This is a genomic window from Limnohabitans sp. 2KL-51 (assembly GCF_003063645.1).
Classification (GTDB): domain Bacteria; phylum Pseudomonadota; class Gammaproteobacteria; order Burkholderiales; family Burkholderiaceae_C; genus Limnohabitans_A.
On record NZ_NESJ01000007.1, the window covers coordinates 60,631 to 81,986 of the forward strand.

The following is a 21,356-nucleotide window of genomic DNA, read 5'->3' on the forward strand; positions in this document are numbered from 1 at the left end:
CGGCAAACCGAGGGGTACCCGGACGCATTGCGCCGCCTTGGCTTCAGGGTCACCGCCCTGCCCTGTCGCTCTTCAGACGCCCCAGGTTCAAAGTTCGATCACCACATTGCCCACCGTCTGCCCCGCCTCCACCGTGCGGTGCGCCAAGGCCACCTGGTCCAGCGTGAATTGAGCGCCGATGCTGTGCTGCAACTGTTTGTTGGCCAACAGGCTCGACAAACGTGCCACGGCAGCTAGGCGATCGGTGGGTGTCAGGCTATAGACCAGAAAGAACTTCACGCCCATCGACTGGTAAAGCCAAGGCCGAAACGGCAGCGGCACTTCCAGCGCGTTCGATCCGTAGCACACGACCTGACCGTGTGGGGCCAAAGCGCCTTCCGAGGCCCAGCCGGCAGTGGTCGAGAAATCCATGTCGATGATCACATCGGCCCCACGCCCTTGGGTCACGGCCTTGACGCGTTCGGGCACCGATTCGGTCTTGTAAAAAATCGCCTCTTGCATGCCCGCAGCGCGGGCGTGCGCGGCTTTGGCCTCAGAGCCCACTGTACCGATCACCCGACCGCCCACCAGCGTCACCATTTGCGTGATGTAGTGGCCCACCGCCGATGAGGCACCGGTGACCAGCACCGTTTGTCCACGCAAATCACCGCTCAAACGCTCGGCCAAGATCACGGCCTGAACCGCCGTCAGGCCCGGAATGCCCATGCAGGCGCCAGCTGCAAAATCAGTGCCTACTGGCAGTGCCACGGCCTGGGCTGCAGGCAAAGCAATGTATTGAGCGCAAGTGCCCATAGGGCGCTGCCACTGGCCGTTCCACAGCCACACCCGCTCGCCGACGCGCGAGGTCGGCACGCCGGTACCCACGGCTTCGATCACGCCAGCGCCGTCGCTGTGAGGCACGATGAGAGGGTCGTTCACGGGACGAGCGCGGCGCGATTTGACGTCTGACGGATTCACGCCCGAGGTGGCCAGGCGCACCAAAACCTCACCTGCTTGGGGGCTGGGCGTGGGCAAATCGCCCACCTGTATCACGTCTTGGGCTTCGCCGTTGCGGCTGTACCAGGCTGCTTTCATGAAAGGTCTCCTGAGGATGAAAAAAAGGCCTGTTCAGCGCCAGCCGTCCCACAAGAGCTTGCAGCCCGTGAGGAACATGCCCAGACGAATCAGGCGGTAAAACAAATCGGGCTGGAGGTGACGCGCCACGCGCACCCCCATCCACACGCCCATCGGGGCCAGTGGCAAGAGCACCAAAGAGGTCGCGAAGTTGCGCGAGTCCAACAAACCCAGCCAGGCATAGGGCACCCACTTGGCCATGTTGATGAAGAAAAACAGGTACGCCAACGTGCCCGTGTACAAAATGGGTTTGAGCTTCTGGCGCATGACATAGGCGTTGACCGGTGGCCCGCCCGCATGCGCAATGAAGCTGGTGAAACCCGCGGTGATGAGCAAAAGCCCACCCAGCCAGCGCGGCGGCGGTGGGCCGTTGGGGTCGGGTTTGAACAGCATTTGCTGGGCCAGAAACAGCAAAGTAAACGCCCCCACAATGGCCGCCACCCGCTGCGCATCGAGCAGTTTGAACAACAAGGCCCCCAACACAATGCCCACCATGGCAAAGGGCACCATGAAGCGCAGCAGCGCCCGGTCCACGTCCTTGCGAAAAGCGGCCAAACCCAGCAGGTCCATCAACAACAAGACGGGCATCAAGATCGCGGCAGCCTGCGGCACCGTGACGGCCAGCGCCATCATGGGCACGGCCAAAGAACCAAAGCCAGCACCAAAACCACTTTTGCTCACCCCCAAGAGCAGCACCGCCGGCACAGCGATCAGGTAGAAAAACGGGTCGGTGATGAGTGGAAAGTTCATGAACATGGGGCTCGATTGACCATCTTAACGGCCCGCCCTCCACGCCCCTGTCTCGCGTCTGTCCCAAGTTTCCATCCAAAACCCTGCGACCGCCTGCCCCTTTGCCCGACTCGACTGTCCGCGCGCGCAGACCGCTGGACAATAAGCGCTTCTTCCCCACTTGTACTTGGACCCCCATGACTCGCTCCGGTTTGAACGTTCTCGGCGGTGAATTGATCCCCTGCTCATACGACCCACTCACGGGCTACTTCAGGGACGGATGCTGCCATACCAGCGACGAGGACGCCGGCACGCATGTGATTTGCGCCAAAGTCACGCAGGCGTTTCTGGATTTTTCAGTCTCGCGTGGCAACGACCTGGTCACACCAAGACCTGAATACCGCTTTGCGGGCCTGAAGGCGGGAGACCGCTGGTGCTTGTGCGCCTTGCGCTGGCGCGAAGCCTTGCAAGCCGAGGTGGCCCCGCCGGTGGTGCTGGAGAGCACACACGAAAAAGCCCTGAAGTACGTGAGTTTGGCGCAGCTGCGCGAGTTCGCTTGGGCACCGCATTGAGCGGGACCCGTCTCACATCATCATGCTGAGCTGAAACACCGAATTGGGGGCGCGCGGCATGACCGGAGCAGGCAAGGGCTTGAGGCGAAACTGCCCCAACATAGAGGACAAGCGCGCATCGGTCGGCATGAAGGGCACGGCCACGTCGGACAAGGTTTGTGCTTGCAGCAAAGCTTGCATGTTGCTCTGAATGTCACTTTCCAGGGCTTTCATCGGGTGGTCGCCATCAGGGTAAAGGACATCAAAGCTGTGCAACTCCTCAAAGTGCTGCACCACGTCCCACAAACTGATGTCTTCAGGGTTACCACGAATCTGATAGCCGCCGCCCGGGCCGCGGTGGGCTCGGATCAGGTCCGCTTCGCGCAGTTCTTTGAGAATCGATTCGGTGTACGAAGACGACAAACCCAGACCGTTGGCGATCTCTTCGGTGGTCACGGGTTTGACCACCGCACGCGAAGTGATGAACACAGCGATGTCAAGGGCTTTGACGGTTTTCTTCTGGATCATGGGCTTCTCCTGTAACGGTAAGATATTCTATGACCACACAGTCACAAAACAACCCATAATTTATAAACCAGTAAAAAATTCACCCAGCATGCGTGATATAGCATTACAAAAACGCCGGAGCTGCAGGGCATGAAACGACATGTGGCCGCCATCGTGGCGCTGGTCACCGCCCTGCTGGTGATCGACAGCCATGTGGACTGGGTGAGCCAAGACGGCGGGAAGCTGCTGGAGTTGAACGGCCAACGCTTTGACCTGAAAGGCTGGGCGGCCGAACAAACTCGGTCTTGGCAAAGCGATTGCAAAGCATGGATACCGCTCACCACGCTGTCACCCAATAGCCCCACTGCCCAGGCCATCCTGCTGGCCATCCAGCAACACAGCTTGCCCGATTCGCGCAGCGCTCGCTGGCTACAGCTGTTGCAACAAGACGACTGGAGCGTGGCCGAGGTGGCTTTTGAGACCCTCAACCCAAGCCTGGTGGTGCTGCGCCTGCAGGGCGGCCAGTGGCGTGTGCAAGACCGGGCGGTGTGGAGCGGTTCGACCGCGCCGTGGCACAGCGGCAACCTGGTCCGGCGTTACCTGCGAGAGAATGCGCCCGGCCTGCCCAAAGCCTTGATCGATTGCGTGAAAGTCGATCCGAATCGTTATGGTCCAGGGCCAGGTGGACTGGGGCCTGTCTCAGCCCTCGGGACAAAGCCATGACCTACCGCGTGGTCTGGTTCAAACGCGACTTACGCCTGCACGACCATGCAGCGCTCGCGCACGCTGCGGCCCTTGGCCCCGTGCTTTGCCTGTACATCGTTGAACCCGATCTGTGGGCGCAGCCCGATGCAGCCTTGCAGCACTTCGAATTTGTGCGCGAGTCGCTGACAGAACTACACGCAGACTTGCAAGCGCTGGACGGCAGCTTGCAAGTGCGCGTGGGACCTGCAGTGCTGGTGCTGGCCGCGCTGCATGCGCAAGCGCCGTTTGCCGAACTGGTGGCGCACGAAGAAACCGGTAACGCCTTCACTTACGAGCGTGACCTGCAAGTGGGCGCGTGGTGCCGCAATGCGGGTGTGGGCTGGACAGAGTTTGCACATTTCGGCGTGGTACGCCGCCTCAAAAGCCGCAACACTTGGCAAGCCCGCTGGGAAGCGCACATGGCCGCGCCACAAGCCGTTTTGTCTGCACTGCAGTTCTTTGCGCCACCTGAAAACCATGGCCCCGAAAGCATGCGCTCACCACCCGGCTTGCAGCACAACCCCAACCAGCGCCAGCGGGGCGGGCGCAGCTTGGGGTTGGAGACCTTGCACAGCTTTCTGGATGCGCGGGCACTGGGCTACCGGGGCGGTATCTCCTCGCCGCTGTCATCACCCACGGCCTGTTCGCGCTTGTCGACCTACCTGGCCTATGGCTGCATCAGCATGCGGGAGGTGGTTCAAAGCACCCGCGCCACGCTCGACGCGCTGCCCCGGCAGGCGAGCAGGCACCGCGCAGGGCTTACGGGTTTCGTCAGCCGTTTGTATTGGCATTGCCACTTCATTCAAAAGCTCGAAAGCGAGCCCGAAATCGAGTGGCGCAACATGCACCGGGGCTACGACGGTCTGCGCGAAGACGGCTGGAACGACGCGCACTTTGCGGCCCTGACCTCGGCCCGCACCGGCTGGCCCATGGTGGACGCTTGTGTGGTCATGCTTTATCAAACCGGCTGGCTCAACTTTCGCATGCGGGCCATGCTGGTGTCGGTGGCAGCTTACCCACTGTGGCTCGACTGGCGGCCGGTGGGCCACTGGCTGGCCACGCAGTTTCTGGACTATGAGCCCGGCATCCACTGGAGCCAACTGCAAATGCAGTCGGGCACCACCGGCATCAACACTACACGGGTTTACAACCCCATCAAACAAGCGCAAGACCACGACCCCAAAGGCATTTTTGTGCGCCGCTGGCTGCCGCACATGCGGCGTGTGCCCGACACCTGGTTGTTCGAACCTTGGTTGATGCCGCCCGAGGTGCAACGCCACTGCGGCCTGACGGTGGGCAGCGGGCCTGAGGCCGACATTCCACTGCCCGTGGTGGACTTGGCCGAGGCCACGCGCAAGTCCAAAGCCGCACTGCACGAGCGACGGGCCGAACCCGGTGTAAAAGCGGGCAAAAAAGCCATCGTCGAAAAACACGCTTCACGAAAACATGGCACTGGCCATCAACGTGACGTGTTCACCCGCGACAGCGACACCCCCAAGACCAACCGCCGAAAATCGGCCAAGTCCTCTTCAGCCAACACCCCACCCAGCGCCCAACTGGGCTTTGATTTTTAAACACATGCGTACCACCGTTTTCTGGTTTCGATGCGACTTGCGCCTGCACGACCAACGCGCACTCCAGCAAGCCATAGCCCACGCTCAAGCGCACAAGCAAGACTTGCTACTGGTCTATGTGCTCGAGCCCGTGCAAGACGCGCCCACCGCCTGGGGTTTTCGCCGCATGGGCGCACACCGCAGACGTTTTGTGGCCGACACGCTGCAAGACCTGCAAAAAGCACTGGGGGTTTTGGGCCAACGCCTGGTGTTGCTGCACGGTCTCGTGGCCGATGTACTGCCAGCCTGCGCGCGCCAAGTAGGTGCAGACACCGTGTTTTGCGAAGACATCGCAGCGCCCGAAGAAGAAGCGCAGGTGCAAGCCCTGATCAACGCGGGCCTCACCGTCAAAACCCTGTGGCAATCGAGCCTGATCGAACCCGACGCCCTGCCCTTTGTGGCCGAAGAGATGCCGCAGGTCTTCACCGAGTTTCGCCAGCGCATCGAATCGGCGCGACTCCAACCTTTGACCCCATTGCCTGCGCCAACCCAGCTGCCTGCGCCACCTGGTGAGCCCTCAAACGCATGGATCAGCTTGCCCGGCTGGACCGACAACGCCTTCACGCTGCTGCAATCCCACACCGAGGGCGATGCACAAGAGGATGCGCACCCACGCTCGAACTTTCCGTACACCCAAACCGCCTACCAGGGTGGCGAAACCAGCGCGTTAGCCCACCTGCAAAGCTACCTCACACCGCCTTGGCCCGACCGCTACAAACAAACCCGCAACGCCCTGCAAGGCCAGCACACCAGCAGCCACTGGTCGCCCTGGCTGGCCACGGGGGCGGTATCAGCCCGCCGCATTTGGGCAGATCTGCAAGCTTACGAACAAACCCACGGAAGCAACGACGGCACCTATTGGCTCTGGTTTGAGCTGCTGTGGCGCGACAACTTCCGCATGCTGCACCTGCAACACGGCCCGCAACTTTATGCCGCGCGCGGCTTGTCAACCTTGCCCAAGCCCTCGCATTACCCCAAAGATTTTCAGCGCTGGTGCGATGGCCAAACGGGCGAACCCATTGTGGACGCGGGCATGCGCGAATTGGCCGCCACGGGCTTCACCTCCAACCGCATGCGCCAGATCGTGGCGAGCTTCTTGGTGCACGACTTGTCTTGCGACTGGCGCGCGGGCGCGGCCTGGTTCGAATCGCAGCTGGTGGACTTTGACGTGAGCAGCAACCAGGGCAACTGGCTTTACGTGAGCGGGCGAGGCACAGACCCGCGTGTGGGCAGGCGCTTCAACCCCGCCAAACAAACCCAAGACCACGACGCGCAAGGCCGCTATCGGCAAGTCTGGCTGGCCTGATAATCCTTGGCATGTATGCCATTCAATCCTGGGGAGACACCCTTCGCCTGTTGGTCGAACTGTCGGCCACCGCCGCCTTTGCCCTCTCGGGCCTGATGGAGGCGGCGCGCAAACGGCTGGACGCGGTGGGCGTTTGTGTGGTCGCTTTTTTGGCGGCATTTGGTGGCGGCACACTGCGCGATTTGCTGCTCGACCAGCGCCCTTTCTTTTGGGTGCAACACACCGAAATGCTCTGGGGGGTGCTAGCCCTGTGTGTGCTTGCCATGGTCTTCATGCGCCAGCGCCATTTTGAAGTGACTGAAAAAGCCATCCTCTGGCCTGACGCGCTGGGCCTGGGCCTGTTTACTGCCACCGGCGTGCACCAAGCTCTGCAGGCGAACATGCCGCCTGTGGTGGCAGTGATCATGGGCCTGATCACCGGCGTGTTTGGTGGCGTGCTGCGCGACATGGTGTGCAACGAAATCCCCACGGCCTTCAAGGACCACCGCCCTTACGCGGTCTGCGCCTTTGCGGGCGGCTGGACTTATGTGGGCATGTGGTTCACCGACGCGCCGGGCTGGGTGGCCCTGATCGGCTGCCTGGTGGTCACGGTGGGTTTGCGCGGGCTGGCGCTTTGGCGTAACTGGCAATTGCCCGCTTGGCGCGCCTGACCCCTTTTCCTGTTTCAAGACATGCCTAACAACGCGAACGCCCTTTGGGGCGGCATCTTCTTTTCTTTGGCCGCCGGCATGATGTGGGGCTTGGTGTTTGTCGGTCCGCTCATGCTGCCCGAATACCCCGCCGCGCTGCACACCTTTGGCCGCTACCTGGCCTTTGGCCTGATCGCCCTGCCCTTGGCCTTTGTGGACCGTGCCGACATCAAACGCCTGACCCGCGCCGACTGGTTGGCCGCGCTGAAACTCGCTGCCATTGGCAACGTGCTGTATTACCTGTTCCTGTCCAGCGCCATCCAGCGTGCGGGCGGCGCGCTGCCCACCATGATCATCGGCACACTGCCCGTCGTCATCGCCATCGCAGCCAACTTGCTCAACCACCAGCGCGACGGGCGTTTTCCTTGGCTCAAACTGGCTCCGCCCTTGGCGCTGATTTTGCTGGGCATCGCTTGTGTCAACCATGTCGAATGGACCGCCCTGCTACAAAACCCGCAGGCCGACACGAGCCGCTACATCACCGGTGCGGCGCTGGCCGTGGGCGCGGTGGTCTGCTGGACCTGGTACCCCCTCAAAAACGCCGACTGGCTGCGCGGCCACACCGACCGCAACCCGCGCGTGTGGGCCACGGCGCAGGGCCTGGCCACGCTGCCTCTGGCCTTGCTGGGCTATGCCGCGTTCTGGCTGTGGAGCAGCGCCACGAACAACCCACTGCCCATGCCCCTGGGACCTCGCCCCCTAGAATTCATCGGCCTCATGATGGCCATCGCGCTGTTTGCCTCGTGGTTGGGCACCCTGTGCTGGAACGCCGCCAGCCAACGCTTGCCCACCGCACTGGCGGGCCAACTCATCGTGTTCGAAACCCTGTCGGCCCTGGCCTATGCCTTTTGGCTGCGTGGCCAATGGCCCGAACCGCTGACGCTGGTAGGCATTGCGCTGCTGGTGGCGGGAGTCCTGGGTGGGGTCAGGGTGAAGGCCAAGACTTCCAATTGATCTGGCTTTGAAACGTCGCTTCAAGAGAGGATGGCCTGCGAGAAAAGCTGTCGGAGCGTCAAGGCCAGAAATACCGGGCGCTGTTTCATGCTCTTACAAAAAAATCGATGCAATTCGCAGGCCAGGGTCTGCCAGCCACTTTAATCAAGCAGGTCACACCACTGAATTGCCACATGCACTGCACACCATGACATCACGCCCCTTCCACAAAGTCCTTTGCACCAGCCTGCTCGCCCTCCTCTGCTTGCTGGGCACCAGCGGGGCGATCGCCCAAATTTGCACCCGCGAATACGCACCCGTGTGCGGCCAAGTGGCCGGTGAGCCTGCGCCCCGCACCTTTGCCAACCGCTGCCTGATGGATGCGGCCAAAGCCGCTTTTGTCTCGCAAGGTGAGTGCGCGGCCAAACCCGCGCCCGTGGTTGGCGGCGATGTCGACGCACACGGATGTAAAGGTTCAGCCGGCTTTGCGTGGAATGCCGAGCTCCAGCAATGCGTGCGCCCCTGGATGAGCAGCGCCATCACCCTTGAAGTGGCCCCAAAAAGCCAAACCTGCACAGGCTTGATTGAAATGCAATGCCTCATGGTGCGCGAGCGCGTGCCCGGCCAAGCCCCACAAAAATGGCAGCCCTTCTTTGGCAACATTGCCGGCTTCACCCATGTCCCCGGCCAAAGCTACAAACTGCGCGTGCGCAAAGACAAACTGGACAACCCTCCAGCCGATGCGTCCGACACCACCTACACCTTGCTGAAGGTGCTGCCATGAAAGCGCGTTGCAGTTTCTGGTTGGCAGTCGCTGCCTGCACTGGCGCAGCATCGGCGGCAGCCTACTTTTTGTGGGTGCAAAACTTCATCGCCATAGACCGCTGCTTGGACGCAGGCGGCGCCTACGACATGACGTGGCAAGTCTGTGACAAATCCAACAACGAATCAATAAGCACCCAGTTCACAGGACCGGTTTACGTCGGTACGATCGAGGGCCAAAGCGTGCGCTTACAACTGCGCGATGACGCACTGGGCTACCGCATGATCGCACCACCACTGCGCATCTTGGGTGACCTGAACACCCTGCGCGGTTTTGAGCGCGACGACAACGCGGTGGTTTATGTTCTGAATGCCAGCGGAGAAGAGGCGCGACAAATTCGCTTGCTGTTGACCAAGACTGGCACTCGCGACGAACTGGTCAGGATCGGGCCCGACGACAAACTCGACACCAAGGAAGTACTGCGCGCCGCGCTTGGCAAAAGCTGATTTTTAGACACCACAACGGCACCCAAGGGCGCCGTTGTTTTGGAGGTGGCTGCCCGTATGGCAGGTTTAAGCCACGGCCTGCCTCGCTGCCACATGCGCCCGAGCCGCGTGCAGTTTTTTGTAGCTGTCGAGCAGGCGCTGATGCCGGTCCAGAGTTTCCAGCTTGAGGCTGGTGGGCGTGAGGCCATGAAAGCGCACGCTGCCTTCCACCGAGCCAATGGCCGCATCCATGCGCTCGTTGCCGAACATGCGACGGAAGTTGACGGCGTAATCCGCCAAGTCCAGGTCCTCATCCAGCGTCACCTCCAGCACCACATTCAACGCCTGGTAAAACAAGCGGCGATCTACCGTGTTGTCGTTGTATTGCAAGAAAGCGCCCACCAATTCGTGGGCTTCTTCCAATTGCTGCAATGCCAGGTGGATCAATAGTTTGAGCTCCATCACCGTGAGCTGCCCCCACACCGTGTTGTCGTCGAACTCGATGCCGATCAGGGTGGCGATGTCCAGGTAATCGTCGAGCTCGTTGTTCTCCAAGCGGCCCTGCAATGCCGTCAGTGCCTCGTCGTCCAGGCGGTGCAAATTAAGCACATCGGCACGGAACAAAAGTGCTTTGTTGGTGTTGTCCCAAATCAGGTCGTCGACCGGGTACACCTCGGAATAGCCCGGCACCAAGATGCGACAGGCGGTGGCGCCCAGTTGGTCATGCACCGCCACATAGGCTTCTTTGCCCATGGCCTGCAAGATGCCGAACAGCGTGACGGCCTCTTGCGCAGTGGCGTCTTCGCCCTCACCTGCAAAGTCCCACTCCACAAATTCATGATCCGATTGGGCGCTGAAAAACCGCCACGACACCACGCCGCTGGAGTCGATGAAGTGCTCCACAAAGTTGTTGGGCTCGGTCACCGCATTGCTGATGAAGGTGGGCGCGGGCAAGTCGTTCAGACCCTCAAAACTGCGGCCCTGCAGCAGCTCGGTCAAGCTGCGCTCCAGCGCCACCTCCAGCCGGGGGTGCGCACCAAAAGACGCGAACACGCCGCCCGTGCGCGGGTTCATCAGGGTCACGCACATCACCGGGTACACACCGCCCAGCGAAGCGTCTTTGACCAAAACCGGGAAGCCCTGCGCCTCCAAAGCCTCGATGCCGACCACGATGCTGGGGTACTTCGCGAGCACCGCTGGCGGCACATCGGGCAAGGCCATTTCACATTCAATGATCTCGCGCTTGACGGCACGCTCAAAAATTTCCGACAGGCACTGCACCTGCGCTTCAACCAGCGTGTTGCCCGCGCTCATGCCGTTGCTCACAAACAGGTTTTCCACCAAGTTCGACGGGAAGTACACCACCTCACCGTCGGACTGGCGCACATAGGGCAACGCACAAATGCCGCGCGAGGGGTTGCCCGAGTTGGTGTCGAACAGGTGCGATGCCTTGAGTTCGCCGTCAGGGTTGTAAATGACCAAGCAGTGTTCGTCCAACAAGCCTTTGGGCAGCGCGTCGCGCTTGCCCGGCTGAAACCAACGCTCGCGGGGGTCGTGTACAAAGTCGGCCTGCGCGATGTCTTCACCAAAAAATACGCCTGCATAGAAGTGGTTGTTGTTCAGCCGCTCGATGTATTCACCCAGCGCCGAGGCCAAGGCGCTCTCTTTGGTGGAGCCCTTGCCGTTGGTGAAGCACATGGGCGAATGCGCGTCGCGGATGTGCAGCGACCACACATTGGGCACCAGGTTGCGCCAGGACGCGATCTCGATCTTGATGCCCAATTTGGACAAGACCGCCGTCATGTTGGCGATGGTCTGCTCCAGCGGCAAGTCCTTGCCCGCGATAAAGGTCTGCTCTTGCGTATCGGCCTTAATCGTAAGCAAGGCCTGCGCGTCGGCGTCCAGGTTGTCCACCGCTTCAACGATGAAAGTGGGGCCCGCTTGAATCGCCTTTTTGACCGTGCAACGATCGATGGACCGCAAGATGCCTTGGCGGTCCTTGTCGGACATGTCGGCCGGCAACTCCACCTGAATCTTGATGGTCTGCAGGTAGCGGTTGTCGGGGTCCACGATGTTGTTTTGCGACAGGCGAATGTGCTCGGTGGAGATATTGCGGGTCTCGCAGTACAGCTTCACAAAATACGCCGCACACAAAGCCGAGGAGGCCAAAAAATAATCGAACGGGCCCGGTGCCGAGCCGTCGCCCTTGTAGCGAATGGGCTGATCAGCCAGCACGGTGAAGTCGTCAAACTTGGCCTCCAGGCGCAGTTTGTCGAGAAAATTGACTTTGATTTCCATGCTGTGGTTCCAGGGGAATTAAGGCGGCCCAGCGGTCGACAAAAGGTCGATCAGCAGCTGTGAACGTTAACGAAGGGGGGTAGTTTGCCTGAGTGATGCACCACAGCGGTTTTCTTTTAAGTTCAACCCCATGCCAAAAATAAAAAATATTACTTAATAATCTATTTTTAATGTTGGTATGTGGCTAGTCTTCAGCTATTTTTGACTCCAACACACTTGTGAAGTGTGAACAACTGATTACAATCACGATGCACACGATCAAACGCATGCCCGAGTTTGATGAGTGGCTGGCCAGCCTGAGGGATGGCATGACACGCATTCGACTGACCCGACGGCTCGAAAAAGTCCAGCGCGGTTTGCTGGGCGATGTGGCTCCAGTAGGCGAAGGCGTCAGCGAAATGCGAGAGTTCTTTGGCCCCGGCTGGCGCATGTATTTTGTCGAGCGAGACGGCATGCTGATCGTGATGCTGGGCGGTGGCGATAAGTCCACGCAGTCTGACGACATCGCCCGTGCCATTGCATTGAGTAGAACCCTCACGGAGTAATTGAGCATGACCCGAAAAATCAAAGTCGCCGACTTGCCTGACTTCGACATGGCCGAATACCTCAAGACCGATGAGGATGTGGCCAACTACCTGACGCTGGTGCTGGAAGAAAACGACCCCGCCGAGCTGACCCACGCGCTGGGCACCATCGCCCGGGCACGCGGCATGACCGAAGTGGCACGAGCTTCAGGCCTGACCCGCGAAGCCCTCTATAAAGCCCTGCGCCCCACATCGCATCCGCGCTTTGACACGATTGCCCGAGTCTGCACCGCGCTGGGGGTGAAGCTGGTGGCGCAGCCGATGCAAACTTAAGCCGCTTGCAATTCTCTGCTGAAGCTTTTGACTGTGGAAATCACTCATCTCCCTTTGCTGCAACCCGACCATTTTCCAAAAATGCGCCCACGGTGGGGCGACTGGTGAGTGTCATTGAACAGCCAAAGCCGCAGACCCAGCGCGGGCGAATGGGAAGGCGCAGGGGTTTCAACCCCAGAGTTTTTTGACCCGAGCGTCCCGCCCGCAACTCAAACGGTAATAGTTGTAGCGCAGTTCGTTCTTCTTGTAGTAATCCTGGTGGTAGTCCTCGGCCAGATGAAACGCCGAGGCTGGTGCCAGTTCGGTGTGAATGGTGGTGAAGCGGCCGCTGCTGATCAGGGCGTCACGGCTGGACTCGGCGATGGTGCGTTCCGTTTCATTTTGCCAATAGATGCCACTTCGGTAATGGGAGCCCACGTCACAAAACTGCTGGTCTTTGACGGTCGGGTCGATGTGCCGCCAAAAGTAGTCGACCAATTGCGCGTAACTCACTTGGCTGGGGTCGTACAGCACCCTCACCGCCTCGGTATGGCCCGTGTTCCCGGCACTGACTTGCGCGTATGTGGGATTGGGCGTTTTGCCAGCGGTGTAGCCCGAATCAACAGCCAAAACACCGGTCATTTTTTCAAAGTCTGCCTCGATGCACCAGAAACAGCCACCGGCAAACAAGGCGTAAGCCATGGGCTTGCCGTTGACCGTGGGTGCAGCCTCCACCACGGTAGGCGTGGCCAAGGTCGCAGGTGTTTGGCCAGCGCTGGACGTCAGGCTGGGCGAGCAAGCGGCCACCAAAAGCGCGACTGCGGTCAGAGCCATGGCGAACCAACGCAGGGGCCTCAAAACGGGTGGTTTGTTCATGGTCATGTCCTCAAAGCGGGAAGCGTTTGGCCTTCTGGCACAAACGCCAAGGCCACGCCGTTGTTGCAAAAGCGCTTGCCCGTGGGCTTGGGCCCGTCATCAAACACATGACCATGGTGCCCGCCACAGCGCGAGCAGTGGTATTCGGTGCGCGGGTAGATGAGCTTGAAATCGGTGGTGGTGCCCAAAGCATTGGGTAAGCCTTGGAAAAAGCTGGGCCAACCCGTGCCGCTCTCGTATTTGTGTGCCGCACTGAACAAGGGCAAGTTGCAAGCCACACACACAAAGGTGCCAGGCCGCTTCTCGGCATTCAGCGGGCTGCTGCCCGGGCGCTCGGTGCCATGTTCAAACAGCACCTCATACGCACTCGGCGAGACCAACTTGCGCCACTCGGCTTTGGTTTTCTTGAGAGGAAAGTTGGCCGCTGCCGCGCTCATGGGCACCGTGGCGCTGGCTAACCAGGCCCAAAAAAGTTGGAATATGTTGCGTCGCTTCATGGGAATACCTTGTTTGTGGATGAAACACGGGGCTTCATAAATCGATTCGTGTAGGAGTTGCGAAAAGTTACAGCGCGATCCGACTTTTGAGCTGAATTGTCCTGTTTTTACGCCGCATGCGCTGATGCCTGAAAGCGGCGTATGGCAGCATCCTTAAATTGCCAACCCTCAGCGCTTCAAATCCCTGTAAAAATTCTCATGCGGCCCCAGGGCTTCCAAATAGATCAAACGCACGGCTTCTTCTCGGGTGTAGCCGAGCAGATACAGCTGGCCTTGGCTGCGAAACTTGTACACCCAGAGCTGGCCCAGATCGCCTTTTTTGCGCTCACCCACGTCAGGATTTTCGGCCACCGCCTCCACCGCCGCATCGGTGTCAGCGATCAGGCTGATTTGGGTCAATTTTTTGTACACGCGGGCAAAGCGCCGCGTTTGCTGCACCTGCCAACTCATGCCTGCGAGCTGGCTCGGCTGCGAGGGACAAAAGCTGCGCTGTCTTCTCGCGGCTCGGCCAGACTCATCAGGCTTTCGGCAATGAAAGATGCAGGCAAATCGGGGTTGTCAAGAGCGGCACGTCCCACTTTGGCCCAGAACTCGACCTGCCCCTGCACGGTGCGAAATTCCGCCTTGGCAGCCACACGGGCTGCGCCGACCAAAGACTCGTCAATGCGCATGGAAACGGTGGTCATGGTGTGCCCTTCAGGATTTACCACAATTGTAGTTAGACAACACGCCATCCACAAGCCATTTATTTCTGACCGCAGTGTGCTGGCACGAAGTTGACGTCAACGGACAACTGCCCATATGGCCTGCGCCAACTAGCTCGGCTGCGCCTCGCCCCTAAAATGCAAACCTATGTTCGAACAAACCTTTAAAAATATCGATGACATCCTGCACAAAGACGCGGGGTGCACCAGCGAACTGGACTACACCGAGCAATCCTCCTGGCTGCTGTTTTTAAAGTACCTCGACGCCCTCGAAGCCGACAAAGCCACCGAGGCGGTGCTGGAGGGGCGTGACTACCAATTCATCTTGAGCGAGCCCTACCGCTGGGCCGCATGGGCCGCGCCAAAAATCTCTGGTCAGGGCGCTGACGGCAAGATCGACCACAACGCCGCCATGACGGGCGACGACCTCAAAGCCTTTGTCAACGGCAAACTGTTTCCGTATTTGGCAGGCTTCAAGCAACGCGCCAGCGGGCCGCAGACCATCGAATACAAAATCGGTGAAGTGTTCAGTGAGATCACCAACAAAATCCAAAGCGGCTACAACCTGCGTGATGTGATCGACCGCATCGACGAACTGCGCTTTGGCAGCCAGGCGCAAAAACACGAGCTGTCGCACCTGTACGAAGCCAAGATCAAAAACATGGGCAACGCCGGGCGCAACGGCGGCGAATACTACACACCGCGCCCGCTGATCCGCGCCATGATCGAGGTGATTCAGCCCCAAATTGGCGAACGCATATACGACGCGGCCTGCGGCTCGGCTGGCTTTTTGTGCGAAGCCTTTGCCTACCTGAGCCCTAAAGCCACCAAGGCCGACGACCTGGAGACGCTGCAAAAACGCACCTTCTACGGCAAAGAGAAAAAGAGCCTTGCGTATGTGATCGGCATCATGAACATGATCCTGCACGGCATCGAGGCGCCCAACATCGTGCACACCAATACGCTGGGCGAAAACATCAACGACATCCAAGAGCGCGACCGCTTTGACGTCATCCTGGCCAACCCGCCCTTTGGTGGCAAAGAGCGCAAAGAGGTGCAGCAAAACTTCCCCATCAAAACAGGGGAAACCGCCTTCTTGTTCATGCAACACTTCATCAAAAGCCTGCGTGCCGGGGGCCGTGGGGCGGTGGTGATTAAAAACACATTCCTTAGCAACACCGACAACGCCAGCGTGGCCCTGCGCAAACAGCTGCTGACGGATTGCAACCTGCACACCGTGCTGGACTGCCCCGGCGGCACCTTTCAGGGCGCAGGCGTCAAAACCGTGGTGCTGTTCTTCACCAAAGGCGAACCGACAAGCAAGACCTGGTTCTACCAATTGGACCCCGGCCGCAACATGGGCAAAACCAACCCGCTGAACGATGCGGACCTGGTGGAGTTTGTGCAGCTGCAAAAAACCTTTGCCGACTCGCCCAAGAGCTGGAGCGTGGCGGCCAACAGCGTGAACCTGGACACCTTTGACCTGTCGGTGAAAAACCCGAACGGCGGTGAAGAAGTGGTGCACCGCAGCCCGGCGGACATCCTGGATGAGATCGCCGCGCTGGATGCCGAGGCGGCAGAGGTGTTGGGGAATATTCGGGGGTTGTTGGCATGACGACGGGGTGGCAAAGGCGAAATCTCGGTGATGTCTGCAGCTTCGTCAGAGGCCCGTTTGGAGGAAGTTTAAAAAAGGAAATTTTTGTCCCAAAAGGCTTTGCTGTTTATGAGCAGCAGCACGCTATCTACAACCAGTTCGATCAAATCCGATATTTCATTGATGAAAATAAGTTTTCAGAAATGGAACGCTTTGAATTGCGTGCAAACGACTTGATCATGAGTTGCTCAGGGACGATGGGCAAGGTTGCCGTTGTTCCTGAAGAGATAAAACACGGGATCATCAATCAAGCCCTTCTAAAGTTGACTCCCAGCAAAGCAATTCACAGCTTTTTCTTAAAGTACTGGATGGATAGCCAAGACTTTCAAGAAATGCTTAAGGAACAAGCTGGCGGTGCTGCAATTCAAAACGTTGCTTCGGTCAGCATCCTCAAGGAAATAAAGATTCCTTTGCCGTCATTTGAAGAACAACACCGCATCGTCACCCTCCTCGACGAAGCCTTTGCCGACATCGCCACCGCCAAAGCCAACGCCGAAAAGAACCTCCAAAACGCCCGCGCTTTGTATCGAAGTGTGGCGAGTGATTTGTTTTCAGACCATGCAACAGGCTGGCCCAACCGAACCCTCGATCAGCTAGCAACTAATCTCGACAGCAAACGGATTCCCATCACTAAAAGTGATCGACGCTCTGGTGAATACCCGTACTACGGCGCATCGGGCATCGTGGACTATGTTGATGGCTACATATTTGACGGCGACCACCTATTAATTTCCGAGGATGGTGCCAACCTGCTTGCACGCTCGACACCCATCGCGTTTCCTGCATCGGGTAAGTACTGGGTTAATAACCACGCGCACATCCTCAAGTTTGACGACATGGCAACCCAAAAGTTCGTCGAGCTTTACCTGGAAAGCATTCCACTCGATGAATACATCACTGGTGCCGCGCAACCTAAGCTAAACCAAAAAGCCCTGAACTCCATTCCAATCCCAATTCCTGAATCCACTACTGCGCAGCAGTCCATTGTTGAGAGGCTGTTTGACATGCAAGAGCAGTGCGACCAATTGGCAACCATTCACGAGCAAAAACTCACCGCCCTCGACGACCTCAAAAAATCCCTGCTGCACCAAGCCTTCAGCGGGCAGTTATGAAAACGGACTTATCAGTAGGTTACTCGCTGTAACCGACTGATGTGGAAGAAGACCATGTTGTTGACGTCAACAACATGGTCAAAGGTAAGCAAGCAAACCAGTCTTTTGATGTGTAGTCTGTGAGAGTTTGTCACTACGGCAAACCATATAGAGGACATCCTCTATATGGTCTCTATCGGCTCTGGCACACTGCGTGAAGTGGCCGATGTCCGCCTTTCGCTTTATGCCTTCTGATTTGGCGAAAAGACATCAAACAGCACCCAATATCGGCCCCGTTGTAAATTTGACTACAATGATGTATATTCGACAACATCGTTGTCAATTAAACATCAAATCATGAACGAAGTCCAGCTCATCGAGGTTTTTGGCGGTCAGGCCCGATTCAAAGTGTTGCAAGCACTGTTTGCCGAACCGGGTCGGGGATTTGGTCCGCGTGAGCTGGCTGCAGCCTCAAGCATCGACCCCGGCAACACGGCGCGGCTGCTCAAGCGCTGGGCAGAGGCGGGCCTGGTGCAGCGCCGTCAGCAAGATGGCCTGCCCCGCTATTACGCCAGCACAGACCCCCAACTGGCACCGCTGGTCACCCTCATGCAGCAAGACAGCGCGCTGGTGCGTACGCTGCGGGAAACACTTGAGAAGCTGGTTGGGATCGAAGTGGCCCTGGTGTTTGGCTCGGTAGCGCGGGGCGAAGCAACAGCCAACAGCGATGTCGACGTGCTGATTCTGGGCACGGCTTCTGAACTCAAGGTCAACGCCGCACTCAGGCCTGCAGGTCGCCAGTTGGGCCGTAAGGTGCACGCCACTGCGTGTACGATAGAAGCATTCAGAAAACAGGTACTAAACCGTGAAAGCTTTGCCCAAGAGGTCGCCCAAAGCCCTCGCATTCCGCTGATTGGACATTTTGATGCTGCGATCTTTTCAGCGCCTGGCCAGTGAACCAGATGCACCCGTCAAACAGCAAGCGACCAACGCCAAGGACGCAGTGGCTTGGCTGCAGAGTGCGCAGGTCAAGTTGACGGATGCTCGGCAAACCGCCGTGTCATCCGGCACCCGCATGGACGCGGCCTGGGACGCCGTGCTGATGGCTTGCCTGGCTGTGGCTGCTGCGCAGGGCTGGCGCATCACCAGTGACAAAGGCCACCATGCCGCAGCACTTGAGGGGGCCGCACAAGCGGTATCTCTGAGTGTCATGGCCTTCGACGAACTGGACACCCTGCGCGATTGGCGCAACCGCAAATACCGGGCTGGCTTTCAAGTCGATTCTGATGAACTGGCAGAGGCGCTTGAACTGGTCGAGTCCTTTCTGAAAACCGTGGCCAACTGGTTTGCCGAGCACCACGCCAAACTGCTCACCCGAGGCCTGCAGCCATGAACGAAGCCGAAACCCGCGCCGAACACATCGACCCGGCCCTTGCCGCCGCGGGCTGGGGCCCGGTGGATGGCAGCCGTATCTTGCGCGAGCACAACATCACGGTGGGCCGCCTGCAAGGCGCGGGCAAGCGGGCGCGGGCCGACATTGCGGACTATGTGCTGGTCTACCGCAACACCAAGCTGGCTGTGATCGAGGCCAAAGCCTGGGCCAAGCCGCTGACCGAGGGCGTGGGCCAGGCCAAGAGCTACGCGGCCAAACTGGCTATTCGGCGCGCGTTCGCCACCAACGGCCAGGGCATCTACGGCATCGACATGCACACGGGGGCTGAAGCGCAAGTGGCCCGCTACCCCACGCCCGACGAGCTGTGGGACATGGCCTTTGGCGAAAGCGAAGCGCAAGCCGCCGCCTGGCGCAAACGTTTTGCCGCCGTACCGCTCGAAGACAAAGGCGGCACCTGGACGGGCCGCTATTACCAAGAGAGCGCCATCACCCGCGTGCTGGAGGCGGTGGCCAATGGCAAAGACCGTGTGCTGCTGACGCTGGCCACAGGCACGGGCAAAACCTTCATCGCGTTTCAGCTGGCGTGGAAGCTGTTTCACAGCCGCTGGAACCTCAAGGACTGGAAAGAGGACACAGAGCCCAGTCGCCGCCCACGCATCCTCTTTCTGGCAGACCGCAACATCCTGGCCGATCAGGCGTTCACCGCGTTCTCGCCCTTCCCCGAAGATGCGGTGGTTCGCATCGACCCCAGCGACATCAAGAAAAAAGGCCGTGTGCCCAAGAACGGCAGCGTGTTCTTCACGATCTTCCAGACCTTCATGAGCGGGCCGGGGGAGACCCCCTACTTTGGCGAATACCCGCCGGACTTTTTTGACTTCATCATCATCGACGAGTGCCACCGGGGCGGCGCGAATGACGAAGGCAGCTGGCGGGCGATTCTGGAGTACTTCAGCCCCGCCGTGCAGCTGGGCCTCACGGCCACGCCCAAGCGCACGATCAACGCCGACACCTATGGCTATTTTGGTGACCCGGTTTACACCTACTCGCTCAAGGACGGCATCAACGATGGCTTTTTGACGCCGTTTCGCGTCAAGCAGATCGTGACCACGCTGGACGATTACGTCTACACCGCCGACGACATGGTGCTGGACGGCGAAGTGCAGCAAGGCAAGCGCTACGAAGAAAAAGACTTCAACCGCAGCATCGAAATCAAAGAGCGTGAGGCCTACCGCGTCAAGCTGTTCATGGACAGCATCGACCAGCGCGAAAAAACCATCGTGTTTTGCGCCACCCAGCCACACGCCCTGCTTGTGCGTGACCTGATCAACCAGATGAAGATCAGCCCCGCGCCTGACTACTGCGTGCGTGTTACCTCTGATGACGGCAAGCTGGGTGAGCAGCACCTGAGCCAGTTTCAGGACAACGAAAAATCGCTGCCCACCATCCTGACCACGTCGCAAAAACTCTCGACAGGCGTGGACGCCCGCAACGTGCGCAACATCGTGTTGATGCGGCCTGTGAATTCGATGATCGAGTTCAAGCAAATCATCGGGCGCGGCACGCGCCTGTATGACGGCAAGGACTACTTCACGATCTATGACTTTGTGAAGGCGCACCACCTGTTCAGCGACCCGGAATGGGACGGCGAACCTGTGGAGCCCGAGGCACCGACCGAAAAGCCTTTGCCCCCGAGCTGGCAACCGCAAGACCCGACCGAACCACCCAAGGCGAGCATGCCGGGCGAAGACCGTCCGGGCAAGCTGGTGGTCAAGCTGGCCGACGGCAAAACCCGTACCATCCAGCACATCACCTCCACCAGCTACTGGGGCCCAGACGGCAAGCCCCTGTCACCCGCGCAGTTTTTGGAAAGCCTGTTTGGCGCCCTGCCCGAGTTCTTCAAGAACGAAGACGAGCTGCGCACCCTGTGGGCCGACCCGACCACGCGCAAGGCTCTGCTCGGCGGCCTGGCCGACAAAGGCTTTGGCCGTGACCCGCTGCGCGAGATGCAACGCATCATCGAAGCCGAAAAAAGCGACCTCTTCGACGTGCTGGCCTACGTGGCCTTTGCCCTGCCCACAGAAACCCGCGCCAGCCGCGCCCAACGCGCCAAGGCCCACAACGCAGTGACCTATGGGCAAAAGCAACAAGCGTTTTTGGCCTTTGTGCTCGACCAGTACGTGACCCAAGGCGTGGACGAACTCGACTCAGACAAGCTCACTCCGCTGCTCAAGCTGCGCTACAACAACGCGCTGCATGACGCGATGGCGGAATTGGGGGATGCGGTGCAGGTGCGGCAGGCGTTTGTGGGGATGCAGCGGTATCTTTACCTTTAAAACTTTGAAACCTGGCAGTCGCAGTCCAGACGATTGTGGACCTGGACATGCGCGAGCTGGCTGCCACGGGCTTAACCTCTAACCGCTTGCGCCAGATCTTGGCCATCTATTTACTGAACGATCTGGCCTACGACTGGCGAGCGGGAGCGGCTTGGTTCGAGTCGCAACTGGTGGACTTTGACGTGAGCAGTAACCAAGGCAACTGGCTGTATGTGAGCAGCTGCGACACAGACCTGCTCCA

General features: G+C 59.3%; 23 protein-coding genes and 1 pseudogene. 16 read left to right on the top strand and 8 right to left on the bottom strand.

Annotated features, from left to right (window positions below):
- Nucleotides 1-87 precede the first annotated feature (87 nt).
- Together B9Z49_RS08800 and B9Z49_RS08805 are read right to left on the bottom strand one after the other, a co-directional pair.
- Complete coding sequence (locus tag B9Z49_RS08800; RefSeq protein ID WP_108353080.1) at nucleotides 88-1,074, bottom strand: NADPH:quinone reductase; 987 nt, start codon at nucleotides 1,072-1,074, stop codon at nucleotides 88-90.
- A 33-nt stretch (nucleotides 1,075-1,107) separates the two neighbouring features.
- On the bottom strand, nucleotides 1,108-1,863 hold the full coding sequence (locus tag B9Z49_RS08805) for a sulfite exporter TauE/SafE family protein (RefSeq protein WP_108353230.1): 756 nt from the start codon (nucleotides 1,861-1,863) through the stop codon (nucleotides 1,108-1,110).
- Nucleotides 1,864-2,039: 176 nt separating this feature from the next.
- Here B9Z49_RS08805 and B9Z49_RS08810 point away from each other — a divergent pair, with 176 nt between their 5' ends.
- Nucleotides 2,040-2,414 carry a DUF2237 family protein gene (locus B9Z49_RS08810; protein ID WP_108353081.1) on the top strand — a complete coding sequence of 125 codons (375 nt, stop codon included), beginning with the start codon at nucleotides 2,040-2,042 and terminating at the stop codon, nucleotides 2,412-2,414.
- Between the two features lie 12 nt (nucleotides 2,415-2,426).
- Here the strand turns inward: B9Z49_RS08810 and B9Z49_RS08815 are convergent, their stop codons facing one another.
- The gene (locus B9Z49_RS08815; protein WP_108353082.1) at nucleotides 2,427-2,921 is read right to left on the bottom strand and encodes an Rrf2 family transcriptional regulator; all 495 of its coding nucleotides are present in this window, start codon (nucleotides 2,919-2,921) and stop codon (nucleotides 2,427-2,429) included.
- 129 nt (nucleotides 2,922-3,050) lie between these two features.
- On the opposite strand from B9Z49_RS08815, the gene B9Z49_RS08820 reads away from it, so the two are divergent.
- The 7 genes from B9Z49_RS08820 to B9Z49_RS08850 all read left to right on the top strand — a co-directional run bounded on the left by B9Z49_RS08820 (nucleotide 3,051) and on the right by B9Z49_RS08850 (nucleotide 9,454).
- Nucleotides 3,051-3,623, top strand: a complete 573-nt coding sequence (locus B9Z49_RS08820) for a hypothetical protein (RefSeq protein WP_108353083.1) — start codon at nucleotides 3,051-3,053, stop codon at nucleotides 3,621-3,623.
- Nucleotides 3,620-5,218: a cryptochrome/deoxyribodipyrimidine photo-lyase family protein gene (locus B9Z49_RS08825; RefSeq protein ID WP_108353084.1), complete on the top strand. Its 1,599-nt coding sequence runs from the start codon at nucleotides 3,620-3,622 to the stop codon at nucleotides 5,216-5,218. The genes B9Z49_RS08820 and B9Z49_RS08825 overlap by 4 nt, the downstream gene beginning before the upstream one ends.
- Before the next feature lie 4 nt (nucleotides 5,219-5,222).
- A complete protein-coding gene (locus B9Z49_RS08830) occupies nucleotides 5,223-6,563 on the top strand; it encodes a DASH family cryptochrome (protein ID WP_108353085.1) in 1,341 nt (446 codons plus the stop codon).
- Nucleotides 6,564-6,574: 11 nt separating this feature from the next.
- Nucleotides 6,575-7,213 carry a trimeric intracellular cation channel family protein gene (locus tag B9Z49_RS08835; protein ID WP_108353086.1) on the top strand — a complete coding sequence of 213 codons (639 nt, stop codon included), beginning with the start codon at nucleotides 6,575-6,577 and terminating at the stop codon, nucleotides 7,211-7,213.
- Between the two features lie 21 nt (nucleotides 7,214-7,234).
- Complete coding sequence (locus tag B9Z49_RS08840; protein ID WP_108353087.1) at nucleotides 7,235-8,206, top strand: DMT family transporter; 972 nt, start codon at nucleotides 7,235-7,237, stop codon at nucleotides 8,204-8,206.
- Between the two features lie 187 nt (nucleotides 8,207-8,393).
- Nucleotides 8,394-8,969, top strand: coding sequence for a DUF4377 domain-containing protein (locus tag B9Z49_RS22550; protein ID WP_146188509.1), 576 nt, complete (start codon nucleotides 8,394-8,396; stop codon nucleotides 8,967-8,969).
- On the top strand, nucleotides 8,966-9,454 hold the full coding sequence (locus B9Z49_RS08850; protein ID WP_108353089.1) for a hypothetical protein: 489 nt from the start codon (nucleotides 8,966-8,968) through the stop codon (nucleotides 9,452-9,454). Before B9Z49_RS22550 ends, B9Z49_RS08850 begins: the two co-directional genes overlap by 4 nt.
- A 66-nt stretch (nucleotides 9,455-9,520) precedes the next feature.
- Here B9Z49_RS08850 and B9Z49_RS08855 read toward each other — a convergent pair whose 3' ends face one another.
- Complete coding sequence (locus B9Z49_RS08855; protein ID WP_108353090.1) at nucleotides 9,521-11,731, bottom strand: OsmC domain/YcaO domain-containing protein; 2,211 nt, start codon at nucleotides 11,729-11,731, stop codon at nucleotides 9,521-9,523.
- A gap of 248 nt (nucleotides 11,732-11,979) precedes the next feature.
- Between B9Z49_RS08855 and B9Z49_RS08860 the strand changes: the two genes are divergently transcribed.
- Together B9Z49_RS08860 and B9Z49_RS08865 are read left to right on the top strand one after the other, a co-directional pair.
- Nucleotides 11,980-12,276, top strand: coding sequence for a type II toxin-antitoxin system RelE/ParE family toxin (locus tag B9Z49_RS08860; RefSeq protein ID WP_108353091.1), 297 nt, complete (start codon nucleotides 11,980-11,982; stop codon nucleotides 12,274-12,276).
- Nucleotides 12,277-12,282: 6 nt separating this feature from the next.
- Nucleotides 12,283-12,588 (top strand): addiction module antidote protein, encoded by a 306-nt coding sequence (locus tag B9Z49_RS08865; RefSeq protein WP_199225021.1) that lies wholly within the window; start codon nucleotides 12,283-12,285, stop codon nucleotides 12,586-12,588.
- A gap of 168 nt (nucleotides 12,589-12,756) precedes the next feature.
- On the opposite strand, the gene msrA is transcribed toward B9Z49_RS08865, so the two are convergent.
- The 4 genes from msrA to B9Z49_RS08885 form a co-directional block, all read right to left on the bottom strand.
- The gene (gene msrA / locus B9Z49_RS08870; RefSeq protein WP_233254570.1) at nucleotides 12,757-13,443 is read right to left on the bottom strand and encodes a peptide-methionine (S)-S-oxide reductase MsrA; all 687 of its coding nucleotides are present in this window, start codon (nucleotides 13,441-13,443) and stop codon (nucleotides 12,757-12,759) included.
- 2 nt (nucleotides 13,444-13,445) lie between these two features.
- Nucleotides 13,446-13,940 (bottom strand): peptide-methionine (R)-S-oxide reductase MsrB, encoded by a 495-nt coding sequence (gene msrB / locus B9Z49_RS08875; protein WP_108353093.1) that lies wholly within the window; start codon nucleotides 13,938-13,940, stop codon nucleotides 13,446-13,448.
- 168 nt (nucleotides 13,941-14,108) lie between these two features.
- Complete coding sequence (locus B9Z49_RS08880; RefSeq protein WP_108353094.1) at nucleotides 14,109-14,390, bottom strand: type II toxin-antitoxin system RelE/ParE family toxin; 282 nt, start codon at nucleotides 14,388-14,390, stop codon at nucleotides 14,109-14,111.
- Nucleotides 14,387-14,626 (bottom strand): hypothetical protein, encoded by a 240-nt coding sequence (locus B9Z49_RS08885; RefSeq protein ID WP_108353095.1) that lies wholly within the window; start codon nucleotides 14,624-14,626, stop codon nucleotides 14,387-14,389. Before B9Z49_RS08885 ends, B9Z49_RS08880 begins: the two co-directional genes overlap by 4 nt.
- Nucleotides 14,627-14,792: 166 nt before the next feature.
- Here B9Z49_RS08885 and B9Z49_RS08890 point away from each other — a divergent pair, with 166 nt between their 5' ends.
- From B9Z49_RS08890 to B9Z49_RS08915, 6 genes and pseudogenes are all read left to right on the top strand, one after another.
- Nucleotides 14,793-16,259 (top strand): type I restriction-modification system subunit M, encoded by a 1,467-nt coding sequence (locus B9Z49_RS08890; RefSeq protein WP_108353096.1) that lies wholly within the window; start codon nucleotides 14,793-14,795, stop codon nucleotides 16,257-16,259.
- On the top strand, nucleotides 16,256-17,410 hold the full coding sequence (locus tag B9Z49_RS08895; RefSeq protein WP_108353097.1) for a restriction endonuclease subunit S: 1,155 nt from the start codon (nucleotides 16,256-16,258) through the stop codon (nucleotides 17,408-17,410). The genes B9Z49_RS08890 and B9Z49_RS08895 overlap by 4 nt, the downstream gene beginning before the upstream one ends.
- Before the next feature lie 336 nt (nucleotides 17,411-17,746).
- The gene (locus B9Z49_RS08900) at nucleotides 17,747-18,346 is read left to right on the top strand and encodes a nucleotidyltransferase domain-containing protein (protein WP_108353098.1); all 600 of its coding nucleotides are present in this window, start codon (nucleotides 17,747-17,749) and stop codon (nucleotides 18,344-18,346) included.
- Nucleotides 18,315-18,782: a hypothetical protein gene (locus B9Z49_RS08905; protein ID WP_108353099.1), complete on the top strand. Its 468-nt coding sequence runs from the start codon at nucleotides 18,315-18,317 to the stop codon at nucleotides 18,780-18,782. The genes B9Z49_RS08900 and B9Z49_RS08905 overlap by 32 nt, the downstream gene beginning before the upstream one ends.
- A complete protein-coding gene (gene hsdR / locus B9Z49_RS08910; RefSeq protein ID WP_108353100.1) occupies nucleotides 18,779-21,115 on the top strand; it encodes an EcoAI/FtnUII family type I restriction enzme subunit R in 2,337 nt (778 codons plus the stop codon). Before B9Z49_RS08905 ends, hsdR begins: the two co-directional genes overlap by 4 nt.
- A 26-nt stretch (nucleotides 21,116-21,141) precedes the next feature.
- A pseudogene (locus B9Z49_RS08915) lies at nucleotides 21,142-21,348 on the top strand (FAD-binding domain-containing protein); the annotation flags it as partial.
- Nucleotides 21,349-21,356: the final 8 nt, after the last annotated feature.